The 13,650-nt window shown below is 70.3% G+C and carries 10 protein-coding genes; 3 read left to right on the forward strand and 7 right to left on the reverse strand.

The window, feature by feature from the left end; genetic code table 11:
- Window positions 1-20: 20 nt before the first annotated feature.
- The gene (abc-f, locus tag ACZ4XX_RS22905) at window positions 21-1,631 is read right to left on the reverse strand and encodes a ribosomal protection-like ABC-F family protein (protein WP_468509714.1); all 1,611 of its coding nucleotides are present in this window, start codon (window positions 1,629-1,631) and stop codon (window positions 21-23) included.
- Window positions 1,632-1,723: 92 nt separating this feature from the next.
- Here abc-f and ACZ4XX_RS22910 point away from each other — a divergent pair, with 92 nt between their 5' ends.
- Window positions 1,724-2,353 (forward strand): TetR/AcrR family transcriptional regulator, encoded by a 630-nt coding sequence (locus ACZ4XX_RS22910; protein WP_468509715.1) that lies wholly within the window; start codon window positions 1,724-1,726, stop codon window positions 2,351-2,353.
- Window positions 2,354-2,573: 220 nt separating this feature from the next.
- Here the strand turns inward: ACZ4XX_RS22910 and ACZ4XX_RS22915 are convergent, their stop codons facing one another.
- Window positions 2,574-3,179, reverse strand: a complete 606-nt coding sequence (locus ACZ4XX_RS22915; RefSeq protein WP_468509716.1) for a YdbC family protein — start codon at window positions 3,177-3,179, stop codon at window positions 2,574-2,576.
- Between the two features lie 42 nt (window positions 3,180-3,221).
- Window positions 3,222-4,088: an arylamine N-acetyltransferase family protein gene (locus ACZ4XX_RS22920; RefSeq protein WP_468509717.1), complete on the reverse strand. Its 867-nt coding sequence runs from the start codon at window positions 4,086-4,088 to the stop codon at window positions 3,222-3,224.
- A gap of 106 nt (window positions 4,089-4,194) precedes the next feature.
- On the opposite strand from ACZ4XX_RS22920, the gene ACZ4XX_RS22925 reads away from it, so the two are divergent.
- Window positions 4,195-4,725, forward strand: coding sequence for a TerD family protein (locus ACZ4XX_RS22925; RefSeq protein ID WP_468509718.1), 531 nt, complete (start codon window positions 4,195-4,197; stop codon window positions 4,723-4,725).
- A 129-nt stretch (window positions 4,726-4,854) separates the two neighbouring features.
- On the opposite strand, the gene ACZ4XX_RS22930 is transcribed toward ACZ4XX_RS22925, so the two are convergent.
- Window positions 4,855-7,749: a vitamin B12-dependent ribonucleotide reductase gene (locus ACZ4XX_RS22930; RefSeq protein ID WP_468509719.1), complete on the reverse strand. Its 2,895-nt coding sequence runs from the start codon at window positions 7,747-7,749 to the stop codon at window positions 4,855-4,857.
- A 169-nt stretch (window positions 7,750-7,918) separates the two neighbouring features.
- Entirely contained in the window at window positions 7,919-8,428 is a 510-nt protein-coding gene (nrdR, locus tag ACZ4XX_RS22935) for a transcriptional regulator NrdR (RefSeq protein ID WP_468509720.1), read from the reverse strand.
- A 434-nt stretch (window positions 8,429-8,862) separates the two neighbouring features.
- Between nrdR and lexA the strand changes: the two genes are divergently transcribed.
- Window positions 8,863-9,651: a transcriptional repressor LexA gene (gene lexA / locus ACZ4XX_RS22940; RefSeq protein ID WP_030325322.1), complete on the forward strand. Its 789-nt coding sequence runs from the start codon at window positions 8,863-8,865 to the stop codon at window positions 9,649-9,651.
- 104 nt (window positions 9,652-9,755) lie between these two features.
- On the opposite strand, the gene ACZ4XX_RS22945 is transcribed toward lexA, so the two are convergent.
- Window positions 9,756-11,729, reverse strand: a complete 1,974-nt coding sequence (locus ACZ4XX_RS22945; protein ID WP_468509721.1) for an ATP-dependent DNA helicase — start codon at window positions 11,727-11,729, stop codon at window positions 9,756-9,758.
- Window positions 11,730-11,779: 50 nt separating this feature from the next.
- Window positions 11,780-13,645: an IucA/IucC family protein gene (locus tag ACZ4XX_RS22950; protein WP_468509722.1), complete on the reverse strand. Its 1,866-nt coding sequence runs from the start codon at window positions 13,643-13,645 to the stop codon at window positions 11,780-11,782.
- Window positions 13,646-13,650: the final 5 nt, after the last annotated feature.

Raw genomic sequence — 13,650 nt, forward strand, 5'->3', positions numbered from 1 at the left:
ATCGCCGGTCCGGGGCGGGCTCAACCGAGGAGGCGTCCGGAGTCCATCCGGCGTATGTGCCCGGTGAAGCGGCGTCGCAGCGCACGGTCGTGCGAGACCACGACAAGGGCTCCGGTCCACTGCTCCAGCGCCGCTTCCAGCTCCTCCACGAGCCCCAGGGCGAGGTGGTTGCCCGGCTCGTCGAGCAGGAGGAGGTCCGCGGGCCGGGCCAGCAGCCGGGCGAGCGCCAGCCGGCGGAGCTGGCCCGCGGAGAGACCACCGACCGGCACGTTCAGGTCGGCCTGGCGGAACAGTCCGTACGACAGGAGCAGTTCGGCCCGCTCGTCCTCGGCGAGGGCGAGCCCGCGTCCGAAACAGGTCAGCAACCGCTCCTCGGGGCGCCGGACCGTGACGTCCTGGGCCAGGTATCCGATCCGTCCGGCACGCCGGACGTCCCCGGCATCGGGGTCGACCGCCCCTGCCATGACCCGCAGGAGCGTGGACTTCCCCGCGCCGTTGCCGCCGTGGACCAGCAACCGCTCCCCCGTCCGGACGGTGAGCGTGTCCACGGAGAGACGGTCCGCGACCCGGACTCCGGTCAGGGTGACCAGCGCTCCCTCGGCTCCGCCCGGCTGGGGCCTGGCGGAGAAGGAAAGGGGTGGAGGAGGCTGGGGCACGGACTCCTCGCGGAGTCGTCTCAGTCGCTCCCGGGCGTTGCGGACGCGCCCCGAGACCGAGGCCTGGACACGGCCCGCCGCCCGGTCGAACGCCATCTTGTTGTTGTCCTTCATCTCCCTCCCGGCTGCGACCCCGTGCGCCGTGGTCGCGGCATAGGCCTCCAGCCGCGCCGTCTCCTCGCACCACTCCTCGTAGGCCTCCTCCCAGCGCCGCCGCGCGGCCGCTCGTGCCGCGCGATAGCCGGCGTATCCGTCTCCGTATCGCACGAGCGCACGCCGGTCGGCGTCCACCTCGACGATCGCGGTGGCGACGCGCTCCAGGAAGGTCCGGTCATGAGAGACGGCCACGACGGTCCCGCGGTGCGCAAGGAGGGCACCCTCCAGCCAGTCGAGCCCCTGTGCGTCCAGGTGGTTGGTGGGCTCGTCGAGCAAGAGCACCTCAGGGCCGGCCGCGACCGCGCAGGCGATGCCGAGCCGGGCGCGCTCACCGCCGGAGAGGCTGCCCAGTGTCCGGTCACGACCGGTGCCGGCGAGGCCGAGTCCGTACAGAGCCCTGTCGACCCGGGCGTCCGCCTCGTAGCCGCCCCGCAGTTCGTAGGCGGTGAGGAGTTCGCCGTACGCGTCGAGCTCCGCCCCGTCCGCCGTGTCGAGACCGGCTTCGCGTGCGCGCAGGCACCGCTCCATGGCGCGGAGCTCGGCGAGCGCGACATCGATCGCGTCACCGACGGTGGCGTCGAGAGGCAGCTCGGGCGTCTGGCCGAGCATCCGCAGACCGCCGTCGGCGACGGTGACGACACTGCCCTCGTCGGGCTGCTCCGCCCCGGCGAGGAGACGCAGCAGGGTCGACTTCCCCGCGCCGTTCTCCCCCACGATCCCGATCCGCTCACCGGGGCGCACGGAGAGCGAGACCTGATCGAGAAGCAGGCGTTCAGCACGGGACACGACGACGTCGTGCAGTGAGATCTGAGTGGGCAAGGGCGCCTCCAAGAGTGGACTGTCAAATGCAACATCGATCGCATTAAGCCGAGTGTGGCAGACTCGACCCACTAACGCAACGGGAGTAGCAATTGAATGACTCGATCGAGGAGCGCCCGACCCCGGCGCCCGGCAGCACACGTCCCGGCGGCCGCACCGCCCGCACCCGGGCGGCCGTCCGCGACGCGGTCCTGACCGGCCTGTCCGAGCACGGCTACCCCGCCCTGACCGTGGAGTACGTCGCCGAGCACTCGGGCGTCCACAAGACGACGCTCTACCGCCGGTGGGGCAGCGTCGAAGGCCTCCTCGCCGACGCGCTCGACCTGGCGAACGAGGACGCCTGGACGCCACCGGACACCGGGAGCCTCTCCGGAGATCTGCGCGCACTCGCGCACGAGGTCGTCGACGCCCTCGGCGGTCCCGCCACAGGCGCAGCCCCCACCGCGTTCATCGGCGCCGCTTTCCAGTCCCCGCGGGCGGCGGAGGCGCTGCACACCTTCTACACCGAGCGGTTCCGGCGCTGCGAGGTCGTCGTCACCCGGGCGGCCGCTCGCGGTGAGGCGCCGCCGGGCACCGACGCGGGTGCGGTCGTCCGGGCGGTCTCCGCACCCCTGTTCCTGCGGCTCTTCATCACCCGCGAACCGATCGACGGCGCGCTCGCGGACCAGGCGGCACGCGCGGTTCTGGCAGGGGTCGAAGCGGGCGCGTACGTCCCGGCGTAGCCCTTCTCGGCCTCGACGCGCCAAGCGTCTCCCGCCATGCGTGCGGCCGCCCCCGGTCTGCTCAGCCCCTTCGAACAGCCCGCCCGGGCGCGCTCAGCGACGGTCCAGGCCGGCCCGGACGTGCTCAGACCCGCCAGGCCGACCCACGCGCACTCAGACCGTTCAGGCCGGCTCGACCGACCCACGCGTACTCAGACCGTCCAGGCCGACCCGGGGACGCTCAGACCGTCCAGGCCGGCTCGAGCTGCACCACGTCCCCGGCCAGTGCCGCCACGTCGGCGGCGGTCCTGGCCCGGAGTCCGAGCCGCTCGATCCGCTCCACCCGGTACTTCCCGTGCTCCGCGGCGGACTGCCACATCGACAACACCAGGAACTCGCTGCCGGGCGCCTCGCCGAAGAGTCCTCGCAGCATGCCGGGGGACCCGGCCATCGCCGGGTTCCACACCTTCTCCTGCATCAGCGCGAAGTGCTCGGCACGGTCCTCGTGGACACGGCAGTGCGCGACCCTCGCCACGTCGGCGTCGGAGAACTTCGGCTCGAAGCCGGTCTTCACGTCGAAGCGGTGGTCGAACAACTTGACCTGGATGTCTTTGAACGTGCCCACCTGTGCGGCCGCCAGGCGGTCGTGCGAGCGCGCCATGAACGAGTCGTAGAAGGCGCGGCTCTCCCAGAACCCGAAGACATGGGCGACGTCCGGCCGAGCCCGGCTCCACCCGCCACCCTGCCCCCGGAATCCCGGCTCACCGAGCAGCCCCGCCCATTTCCGCTGTCCCCGCTCGAACCCTCGACGGTCCATCACGGTGCAGCGAATCCACTTGACCAGCACCGCGCCATCGTACGGGCCCGGAGACCGCCCCGGCAGACCCTGTCAGTGGCCCGCCGGGTGCATACGCTCGAGTCCCGTGCGCTCCTCGTCGTCCAGTTCGATCCCGAAACGGCTCTCCAGCGTCGCGATCAACTCGGCCACGGGTACGGTGCGTTCCTCGACGACGCCGTCCGTCCGCACCGTCGACAGCGTGTCGCGCACCAGCGCCCGACGCTCGTCCGCCCCGGGCCGCTGGGCCACGACCTGGCCGAGGAAGCGCGACTGCGGATGGCTGGAGCTGTAGTGGTTCATGACGGTGAAGTCGCCCGGGTAGAGGGTCTGCGGGGAGAAGGCGTACAGATCGGTCCACCCCTGTGGGCGCAGGGACCGCAGTACATGGATGCCCTCGTCCTCCACGACGATCCCGAACGTCCAGCCGCTCTGCTCGACGCGCACCCCGTCCCGCAGAGGCACCGGCTCCAGCGGCCCCTGCCAGCCGAACCCCACGTCGGCGAGCCACTGCTCGCCGTCGATCGTGACGACGAGAAGCGCGTGCGTGACGGGCGGCAGCGCCGCGCCCCGGGATCGGTTCCGCGCCCCGCGCCCGGTCACCGTGAAGCCGATCCGTTCGAGCACGGCGGCGAACAGGGAGTTCTGCTCGTAGCAGTAGCCTCCGCGGCGTCGCTCGACGAGCTTGGCCTGAAGGCTCTTCAGGTCCAGCGGAACAGGTCGCCCCAGGGCGACGTCGATGTTCTCGAAGGGCACCGCTCGGACGTGCGCCCGGTGAAGGGCCCTCAGTGTCCGGAGATCGGGGGCGGGTTCCCCGTCCCGGTCGGCCTCGTATCCGATTCGAGCCAGATATGCATCGAGATCCAGCTCCTCACCACTCCACAAACCGTTCTCCCCCTCAACCCCCGGGTCCGCTGTCATAGCCCCATGACACCATGAGCAATCGGCCCACGACCAAGGGCTTTTGAACGTGTGGACGGTTCGACGCGAGGCGTGCGCGGGGACGTGCGCGGAGAGGGGAAGCACCATGAGCGGACTCAACAAAGGGGTGGGCCGGGTCGAGGTCACGCTCAAGTGGGACCCTGCCCCGAGCGGCGCGCCGGCCCACGACCTGGACATCGTCGCAGGTGTCTTCGACGCGGACGACCCGCACGGAGCCCCGGTCCAGCTGGTGCACTTCGGCAGTCGGTCCCCCGACGGCACGATCACGCTCCATCGGGACAGCCGTACGGGCCAGGGATTCGGCTACGACGAGGCCATGACCCTGGAGCTCGACCGCCTGGCACCGCGGTACACGCGCGTGGTGGTGGGCGTCGCCATACAGCAGGGCGGCGGGCGGCGGACCTTCGGCGACGTGGCGAACACGGGCGTACGGGTGCGCGAGGGCTACACGGACCTGCTGGTCCACGACTTCGCGGACGTGCCGGGCGCCCTCGCGGCGACGGTCGTGGAGTTCACGCGGGACGGCGCCGACGGCTGGACGTACCAGCCGATCAGCCATGGCTTCGAAGCCGACCCCCAGGTGTTCGGCACCGTGCTGGGTTCCATACGCGCCTGAGACCGGACCCAACCGCCCGGACACGGCAGCCCAACCGTCCGGACAAGGCAGCGCGCCCGCCCGGGCACAGCAAAGGGGACCGGCACAAGGCCGGTCCCCTTCATGAAGCACCTACTCGATCACTCGATGTCAGCTGCAACCGCTGGTCGAGCCGCAGCCCTCGCAGATGTAGCAGGAGCCGGCGCGCTGCATCTTCGTCCCGCAGGAGAAGCAGAGCGGGGCATCGGCGCTGATGCCGAGCTGCATCTCGACGAGCTCCGCCGAGGTGTGCGCCTGCTTCGGCGCCGGGATCTCGGCCTTCGGGGCCGGGGCCGCGACGGCCTTCAGCTCCTGGGCGCGGGGCGCGGACTGGGCCAGCCCCTCGACGTCGACCTCGTCCTCCTCGGACTGCTCGTACGAGCCGGTGTCGAGGTGACGCTGACGCTCCTCGGCCGAGTGGATGCCGAGCGCGGAGCGGGTCTCGAACGGCAGGAAGTCCAGCGCCAGGCGGCGGAAGATGTAGTCGACGATCGACTGCGCCATCCGCACGTCCGGGTCGTCCGTCATGCCGGCCGGCTCGAAGCGCATGTTGGTGAACTTCGAGACGTACGTCTCCAGCGGGACGCCGTACTGCAGACCGACGGAGACGGCGATGGAGAAGGCGTCCATCATGCCGGCGAGCGTCGAACCCTGCTTGGACATCTTGAGGAAGACCTCGCCGAGACCGTCGTCCGGGTAGGAGTTGGCGGTCATGTAACCCTCGGCGCCACCGACGGTGAAGGAGGTGGTGATCCCCGGGCGGCCCTTGGGCAGACGCTTGCGGACCGGACGGTACTCGACGACCTTCTCGACGGCCTCGCGGATCGTCGCCTCGGTCTTCGCCGTGACCTCGACCTTCTCCGCCTCCTTCTTCTTGGCGGAGAGGGGCTGGCCGACCTTGCAGTTGTCGCGGTAGATGGCGAGCGCCTTGACGCCCATCTTCCAGGCCTCGAAGTAGACCTCTTCGACGTCCTCGACCGTGGCCGTCTCCGGCAGGTTCACGGTCTTGGAGAGGGCGCCCGAGATCCACGGCTGGATGGCGGCCATCATGCGGACGTGGCCCATCGCGGAGATGGAGCGCTCGCCCATGGCGCAGTCGAAGACCTCGTAGTGCTCGGTCTTCAGACCGGGGGCGTCGATCACATTGCCGTTCTCGGCGATGTGGGCGACGATCGCCTCGATCTGCTCCTCCTGGTAGCCCAGGCGGCGCAGGGCCTGCGGGACGGTGCCGTTGACGATCTGCATCGAGCCGCCGCCGACGAGCTTCTTGAACTTGACCAGGGCGAGGTCGGGCTCGAGGCCGGTGGTGTCGCAGGACATCGCGAGACCGATGGTGCCGGTCGGGGCGATGACCGAGGCCTGGGCGTTGCGGAAGCCGTTCTTGGCACCGAGGCGGATCACGTCCTGCCAGGCCTCCGTGGCGGCGGCCCAGATCGGCGAGTCCAGGTCGTCCACGCGGACGGCCTTGGTGTTCTCGTCGGCGTGCTGCTGCATGACACGCTGGTGCGGCTCGGCGTTGCGGGCGTAGCCGTCGTACGCGCCGACGACCGCGGCGAGCTCGGCGGAGCGCTTGTACGAGGTGCCGGTCATCAGGGAGGTGATGGCACCGGCGAGGGCGCGGCCGCCGTCGGAGTCGTACGCGTGGCCGGTCGCCATCAGCAGGGCGCCGAGGTTGGCGTAGCCGATGCCGAGCTGGCGGTAGGCGCGGGTGTTCTCGCCGATCTTCTCGGTGGGGAAGTCGGCGAAGCAGATGGAGATGTCCATCGCGGTGATGACGAGCTCGACGACCTTGGCGAAGCGCTCGATCTCGAAGGCCTGGTTGCCCTTGCCGTCGTCCTTGAGGAACTTCATCAGGTTCAGCGAGGCGAGGTTGCAGGACGTGTTGTCCAGGTGCATGTACTCGCTGCACGGGTTCGAGCCGTTGATACGGCCGGACTCGGGGCAGGTGTGCCAGTGGTTGATCGTGTCGTCGTACTGGATGCCCGGGTCGGCGCAGGCCCACGCGGCCTCGGCCATCTTACGGAAGAGCGACTTGGCGTCGACCTCCTCGATGACCTCGCCGGTCATCCGGGAGGTGAGACCGAACTTCCCGCCGGACTCGACGGCCTTCATGAACGTGTCGTTCACACGGACGGAGTTGTTGGCGTTCTGGTACTGGACGGACGTGATGTCGTCGCCGCCCAGATCCATGTCGAAGCCCGCGTCACGGAGGGCGCGGATCTTCTCCTCCTCCTTGACCTTGGTCTCGATGAAGTCCTCGATGTCGGGGTGGTCGACGTCGAGGATGACCATCTTGGCCGCGCGGCGGGTCGCACCGCCCGACTTGATCGTTCCGGCGGAGGCGTCGGCGCCGCGCATGAACGAGACCGGGCCGGAGGCGTTGCCGCCGGAGGAGAGCAGCTCCTTGGAGGAGCGGATGCGGGAGAGGTTCAGGCCGGCGCCGGAGCCGCCCTTGAAGATCATGCCCTCTTCCTTGTACCAGTCGAGGATGGACTCCATGGAGTCGTCGACGGCCAGGATGAAGCAGGCGGAGACCTGCTGGGGCTGCGGCGTGCCGACGTTGAACCAGACCGGCGAGTTGAAGCTGAAGATCTGGTGCAGGAGGGCGTAGGCCAGCTCGTGCTCGAAGATCTCGGCGTCGGCGGGCGAGGCGAAGTAGCCGTACTCCTCGCCGGCCTTCGTGTACGTCTTCACGATCCGGTCGATGAGCTGCTTGAGACCGGTCTCGCGCTGCGGGGTGCCGACGGCCCCGCGGAAGTACTTGCTGGTGACGATGTTGACCGCGTTCACCGACCAGAAGTCGGGGAACTCGACGCCACGCTGCTCGAAGTTGATCGAGCCGTCGCGCCAGTTGGTCATGACGACGTCACGGCGCTCCCACGCCACCTCGTCGTACGGATGCACGCCGGGGGTGGTGTGGATGCGCTCGATACGCAGGCCCTTGCTCGTGGCCTTCGTCCCCTTGGAACGAGAACCACGTGCCGGACCGCTCGCCGTCTCTGTCATGCCGCCTCCCATATACGGGCAAAACACACTTTGGCGCCCAGATAGTCCCAGGGCACCGTCTTCTGTACGTCGTTCTGTACTGCTGCCACGAGCGCCGCGGGGGTCGCTCGGGGCACGTCTGCCGGGCCGCTCGGCGGCCGGTCGCCGGGCACATGGCCCGGACCGCCGGTCAGTCGGCGGCGGTGGCGGGAACGGGGACCTCGGGGGTCGCGCCGGTCCCGCGGTTCTCAGCGGGAGGCCGCACGCGGAGTTCCGCGATGGCGGCCTCGAAGTCTTCGAGGCTGTCGAAAGCCTTGTACACGGACGCGAAGCGCAGGTACGCGACGAGGTCGAGCTCCTGCAACGGGCCGAGAATCGCCAGGCCCACGTCGTGGGTGGTCAGCTCGGCGCTGCCGGTGGCGCGCACCGCCTCCTCGACCCGCTGGCCGAGCTTGGCGAGGGCGTCCTCGGTGACCGGTCGCCCCTGGCACGCCTTGCGTACGCCGGAGATGACCTTGGTACGGCTGAAGGGCTCGGTGACCCCGGACCGCTTCACCACCATGAGCGAGCACGTCTCCACCGTCGTGAAACGACGGGAGCAGCCGGGGCACTGGCGACGGCGTCGGATCGACGTCCCGTCGTCGGTGGTGCGACTGTCGACGACACGGCTGTCGGGGTGCCTGCAGAAGGGGCAGTGCATTGGTTCCGACCCTCCCTCACGGCACGACTGGTGAACCTCGCCCGACCGTCAAGGCCCTGCGAAGCGACCACCAGCATAGGCGATGCGGGCACCCCCGGCAGACCGGGGACCACTACCCCTGGGTGGCCGGTGCCATCCAACCACTAGATCTTGGGTTGGTGGCGATTCCGGGCGTTCCGCGTGTCGCCCTGCGTCCACTCCCGTGATTCGGCCTCTCCGGGTGCGACACTGGGAGGGTGCACCGCGCGCGACCCAGCGGCGAAGGCTACCGTGACGACCGCATGGGGACGGCGGCACGAGAGTGCACATACACCCGTATGCGTACACGCGTAAGGCAATCTGCGAATTTTCACTCGAACGTGTGTTTGGCGCAACCTTTCGAAAGCCACTACCGTTGTGCCAGCCAGGGAGACCATTCGAGAGGGGCCGACGACGTGACCACCACCGCAGACAGTGCCACCATCACCGCCCAGGACCGCTCCCAGGGCCGACTCGAGCCGGTGCACGCCATGAATGACACAAGCATGAACGGTGAGGACCCCGGGCGACCTGCCCGCGCCCTCCCCGGGCGACCTCCAGGCATCCGAGCCGACAGCTCCGGTCTCACCGACCGGCAGCGCAGGGTCATCGAAGTCATCCGCGACTCGGTCCAGCGGCGCGGCTACCCGCCGTCGATGCGCGAGATCGGACAGGCCGTCGGCCTGTCCAGCACGTCCTCGGTGGCGCACCAGCTCATGGCGCTCGAGCGCAAGGGCTTCCTCCGCCGGGACCCGCACCGCCCCCGGGCGTACGAGGTGCGCGGCTCCGACCAGCCGAGCACCCAGCCGACCGACACCACGGGCAAGCCCGCCGCGTCGTACGTGCCCCTCGTCGGCCGGATCGCGGCCGGTGGCCCGATCCTCGCCGAGGAGTCCGTCGAGGACGTCTTCCCTCTCCCCCGGCAGCTTGTCGGTGACGGCGAGCTGTTCGTCCTCAAGGTCGTCGGCGACTCGATGATCGAAGCCGCCATCTGTGACGGCGACTGGGTCACCGTCCGCCGTCAGCCCGTCGCGGAGAACGGCGACATCGTCGCCGCCATGCTCGACGGCGAGGCCACGGTCAAGCGCTTCAAGCGCGAGGACGGCCACGTCTGGCTGCTCCCGCACAACGCGGCGTACCAGCCGATCCCCGGCGACGAGGCGACCATCCTCGGAAAGGTCGTGGCGGTGCTGCGGCGAGTCTGACTCACTCGCCGGCTCTGACCGGGCCCCGGAACCCACTGCGCCGGTTCCGGGGCCCTGCCGTGTCCTGCCGAGCCCCGGAACACAGGGCTCGGCAGGGTGACACCTCAGACCTTCGCCGCCTTGGACGCGGCATCGATGGCCGACAGCGACTTCCGCACCTGGTTGCGGTCCGTCGTGTACCAGAAGTCGGGCAGCGAGGCCTTCAGATAGCTGCCGTACCGGGCCGTCGCCAGCCGGGGGTCGAGAACCGCCACGACACCCCGATCGCCCGTGGCCCGTACGAGCCGACCGGCACCCTGCGCCATGAGCAGGGCCGCGTGGGTCGCCGCGACTGCCATGAAGCCATTGCCCCCGGCCTCCTCGACGGCCTTCTGCCGGGCACTCATCAGCGGATCGTCCGGCCGCGGGAACGGGATCTTGTCCATGACGACCAGCTGACAGCTGGCCCCCGGGACGTCCACGCCCTGCCAGAGCGACAGCGTGCCGAAGAGACAGGTCTTCGGGTCGGCCGCGAAGTTCTTGATCAGCTCGCCCAGCGTGTCCTCGCCCTGGAGCAGGATCGGCAGCTCCGGCACCCGGACCCGCAGCTCCTCCGCCGCCTGCTGCGCCGCACGCATCGAGGAGAACAGGCCGAGGGTCCGCCCGCCGGCAGCCTGCATCAGCTCGGTCAGCTCGTCGAGCATGTCGCCCCGGTCCCCGTCCCGCGCGGGGCGGGAGAGGTGCTTGGCGACGTAGAGAATGCCCTGCCTGGGGTAGTCGAACGGGGAACCGACGTCGATCCCCTTCCAGACGGGCAGGTCGTCACCCGTCGTGCCCTCCGGGGCGAGCCCCAGCGAGGCACCCACACCGTTGAAGTCGCCGCCCAGCTTGAGCGTCGCCGAGGCCAGGACCACGGACCGCTCCGTGAACAGCTTCTCGCGCAGCAGCCCCGAGACGGAGAGCGGTGCGACCCGCACCGAGGCACCGAAACGGTCGTGACGCTCGTACCAGACGACGTCGTACTCCGAGCCGTGGGTGATCCGCTCCGCGACACCGTGCACGGTCTCCACCGAGGCCATGGCCTGCTTGCGCACCGCGTCCTCGTCCTGCACCGACCGGTCCCGGGTGGAACCCAGGGCCGTGATCACCGCGCGGGCGGCATCGCGGAGCGCCATCAGGGCGTACGCGAGGTCCTCCGGGATCTCCTCCAGGCGCCCCGGCAGGGCCAGCTCCATGACCCGCTCGAAGCCCTCGGCGGCGGTCTGCAGCTGGTCGGCGACCTTCTCGTCTACCAGCTTCGCGCACCGGCGCACGGCGCGGTTGACCTGGCCGGGGGTGAGCTCGCCGGTGGCGACCCCGGTGACCCGGGAGACCAGCTCGTGGGCCTCGTCGACGATCAGCACCTCGTGCTGCGGGAGCACCGGGGCACCCTCGATGGCGTCGATCGCGAGGAGAGCGTGGTTCGTGACGACGACGTCGGCGAGCTTGGCCCTCTCGCGGGCCGACTCCGCGAAGCACTCCGGCCCGTACGCGCACTTGCTCGCGCCGAGGCACTCACGGGAGGAGACCGAGACCTGGGCCCAGGCCTTGTCGGAGACACCGGGCGTCAGGTCGTCCCGGTCGCCGGTCTCCGTCTCGTCCGACCAGTCGCGGAGCCGGATCAGGTCCTGGCCCAGCTTGCTCGTGGGCGCGGCCGCCTCGAAGGGGTCGAAGAGGCCGTCCTCCTCGTCCTGCGGGACCCCTTCATGGAGCCGGTGCAGACAGAGGTAGTTCGACCGGCCCTTGAGCATGGCGAACTGGGGGCGGCGGCGCAGCTGCGGATGCAGCGCGTCGACCGTGCGAGGGAGGTCACGCTCGACGAGCTGACGCTGGAGCGCCAGGGTGGCCGTGGCCACCACCACCCGCTCGCCCTGGGCCAGCGCCGGCACCAGGTAGCCGAGCGACTTGCCCGTGCCGGTGCCGGCCTGGACGAGGAGGTGGGAATTGTCGTCGATGGCCTCGGCCACGGCCTCGGCCATGGTGACCTGGCCGGGCCGCTCCGTGCCGCCGACAGCGGTGACGGCGGCGTGGAGGAGGTCGGGGAGGGATGGCTTCGTCATAGCCCTTCCACCCTACGGGGCGCCACTGACAGCCGAGGCACACGCGTGTGTCACGCGAGCGGGTTGGGCACGGTCCCGTGGACGGCCGCGTGGGGTCGCTCGGGGCGGTCCCGGTAGCCGTCCAGGTGCAGACGGTTGCGGTTGAGGCAGAGCCGCTCGATCCGGGGAGTGAGGAGGTCGAAGAGCTCGAACCGTTCCTTCAGCTCGGGGAAGCGCGCTTGGTGGCGCAGGATCTCCGCGCGGACGAGGGACCAGAAGTCCTCTTCCGGCAACCCGAGTTGCTCCTCGCAGAGCGGCGCCAGATAGCGGAAGACACCGACGAAGAGCCCCGAATGGATGAACTGGACGAGGAAGTCGGGCTCCTCGGTCAGGAGGATCGCGCGCACGTCGTCCGGCAGGGTGTCGTGCTCGGGAAGCGGCTGGGCGCTGACGTTCACGTCGTCGACGAAGTCCTTGATCGCCAGGCGCACGGGAACGTCCTCACCGTCGTAGACCACGATGGAGTTCTCGCCGTGCGGGGAGAAGACCGTGCCGTAGCGGTAGAGGAAGTGCAGCAGCGGGGGGAGCAGCGCGGCGAACAGGTGCCGGAGCCAGGCGGCCGGAGCGAGTCCGGAGCGCTCGACGAGTTCGGCGACGAAGGCCCGTCCCTGGGGATCCGTGTGGAGCAGGGAGGCGAGGGTGCGGGCTCGCTCACCCGGGGGAAGCCGCAGCGGTTCGCGCCAGATCGCGCCGAGGAGTTCCTTGTACTGGTAAGGGACTTCGGGCAGCCGGTCGTACAAAGGGTGCTCCACGGTGACGGAGGCGACCTCGCCGAGGAGGATCACCCCGCACTCGTCCCGCAGGAACGGGTCGGCGTCGCGGAGGCCGTGGACCCAGGCGGTGACCGCCGGGGCGGCAAGGGTGCGTTCGGTGGGAAGGCCCCGCCAGACAAGGGTGTTGAGCACGGACAGCGGGAGTTTGACGGTGTGCCGGTCGGGACGGCTGGTGTTGAGGAAGGTGCGGACCGACTGCTGCGGAAGCCGGAGGTCGTCGTCCGCGGAGAGCGGGACGACGGTCCCGGCGGCGATGGCCGGGGCGTAGAGCGGCAGCAGGATCTCGTCCCACTGCCAGGGGTGGACGGGCAGCAGGAGAAAGCCGTCGGGTTCGAGGCCGCGGGCGGTCAGTTCGGCGCGGAACGCGGCGTGCACCTCGGGGTCGAGCTCCTGGGCGTAGAGACGGTCGGGAGTGTTCAGCCCGGAGACGCCCCGGTAGGCGGCAAGACGGTTGCTGACCGCGATCCACGGAAGCCGGGTGGCGCGGCGGGCCTCGGGGGCCCAACGGGCGGCGTCGGTGGCGGAGAAACCGATGCGGCCCTTGTTGAGGACGAGCCAGGGGTGGCCGGTCTGGTGTCCTTCGAGCTCGGCATAGGAGAGGTCGGCGAGCCGGGCGGCGGGGAGGGCGGTGTGGTCGAGGCGGGCGTCGGCGGCGAGGGTGGCGGAGAGCTCGCGGATGAGGTGACCGAGGGTGGCGCCGTCGAGCTGGAGGAGTCGGCGGGCACGGACCAGGAAGTCGAGGGCGTCGGTCATGGGCCGGCCCTCGTGGGTGATCGAGTCGGCGGCGACGTACCAGCTGCCGTAGGCGCCCCGGCGGGCACGGAACGTGAGGGTGGTGCCGTCGTCGAGCCGCACGGTGTGGAGGTCCGGCTCGCCTGCCACCGGGGCGGGCTCGACGATCTCCTCGTAGGCGAACTCGGCGAGGGCCTTGGCGAGGAGCCGGGAGGAGGCCCTGGTCCAGGCGGCGGCGGTCAGCTCGGGGGGCGCGAGCAGCTCGGGGGGAGAGGTCCGAGCGGGTGCCGACGCCGGTGCGGCCCCGGAGGAAGGGGCGGGAGCCGTGGCGGAGCGGGTGGGCTGTGCGGAGTCGTGGGGTGCAGGGGACATCGACA

This window comes from Streptomyces sp. NPDC029956 (assembly GCF_055574655.1).

Coding starts and splice junctions, on each gene's coding strand:
- nrdR (WP_468509720.1), bottom strand. CDS start 8,428: ATGCACTGCCCCTTCTGCAGGCACCCCGACAGCCGTGTCGTCGACAGT.
- ACZ4XX_RS22945 (WP_468509721.1), bottom strand. CDS start 11,729: ATGACGAAGCCATCCCTCCCCGACCTCCTCCACGCCGCCGTCACCGCT.
- ACZ4XX_RS22930 (WP_468509719.1), bottom strand. CDS start 7,749: ATGACAGAGACGGCGAGCGGTCCGGCACGTGGTTCTCGTTCCAAGGGG.
- ACZ4XX_RS22920 (WP_468509717.1), bottom strand. CDS start 4,088: ATGACAGCGGACCCGGGGGTTGAGGGGGAGAACGGTTTGTGGAGTGGT.
- ACZ4XX_RS22925 (WP_468509718.1), top strand. CDS start 4,195: ATGAGCGGACTCAACAAAGGGGTGGGCCGGGTCGAGGTCACGCTCAAG.
- ACZ4XX_RS22950 (WP_468509722.1), bottom strand. CDS start 13,645: ATGTCCCCTGCACCCCACGACTCCGCACAGCCCACCCGCTCCGCCACG.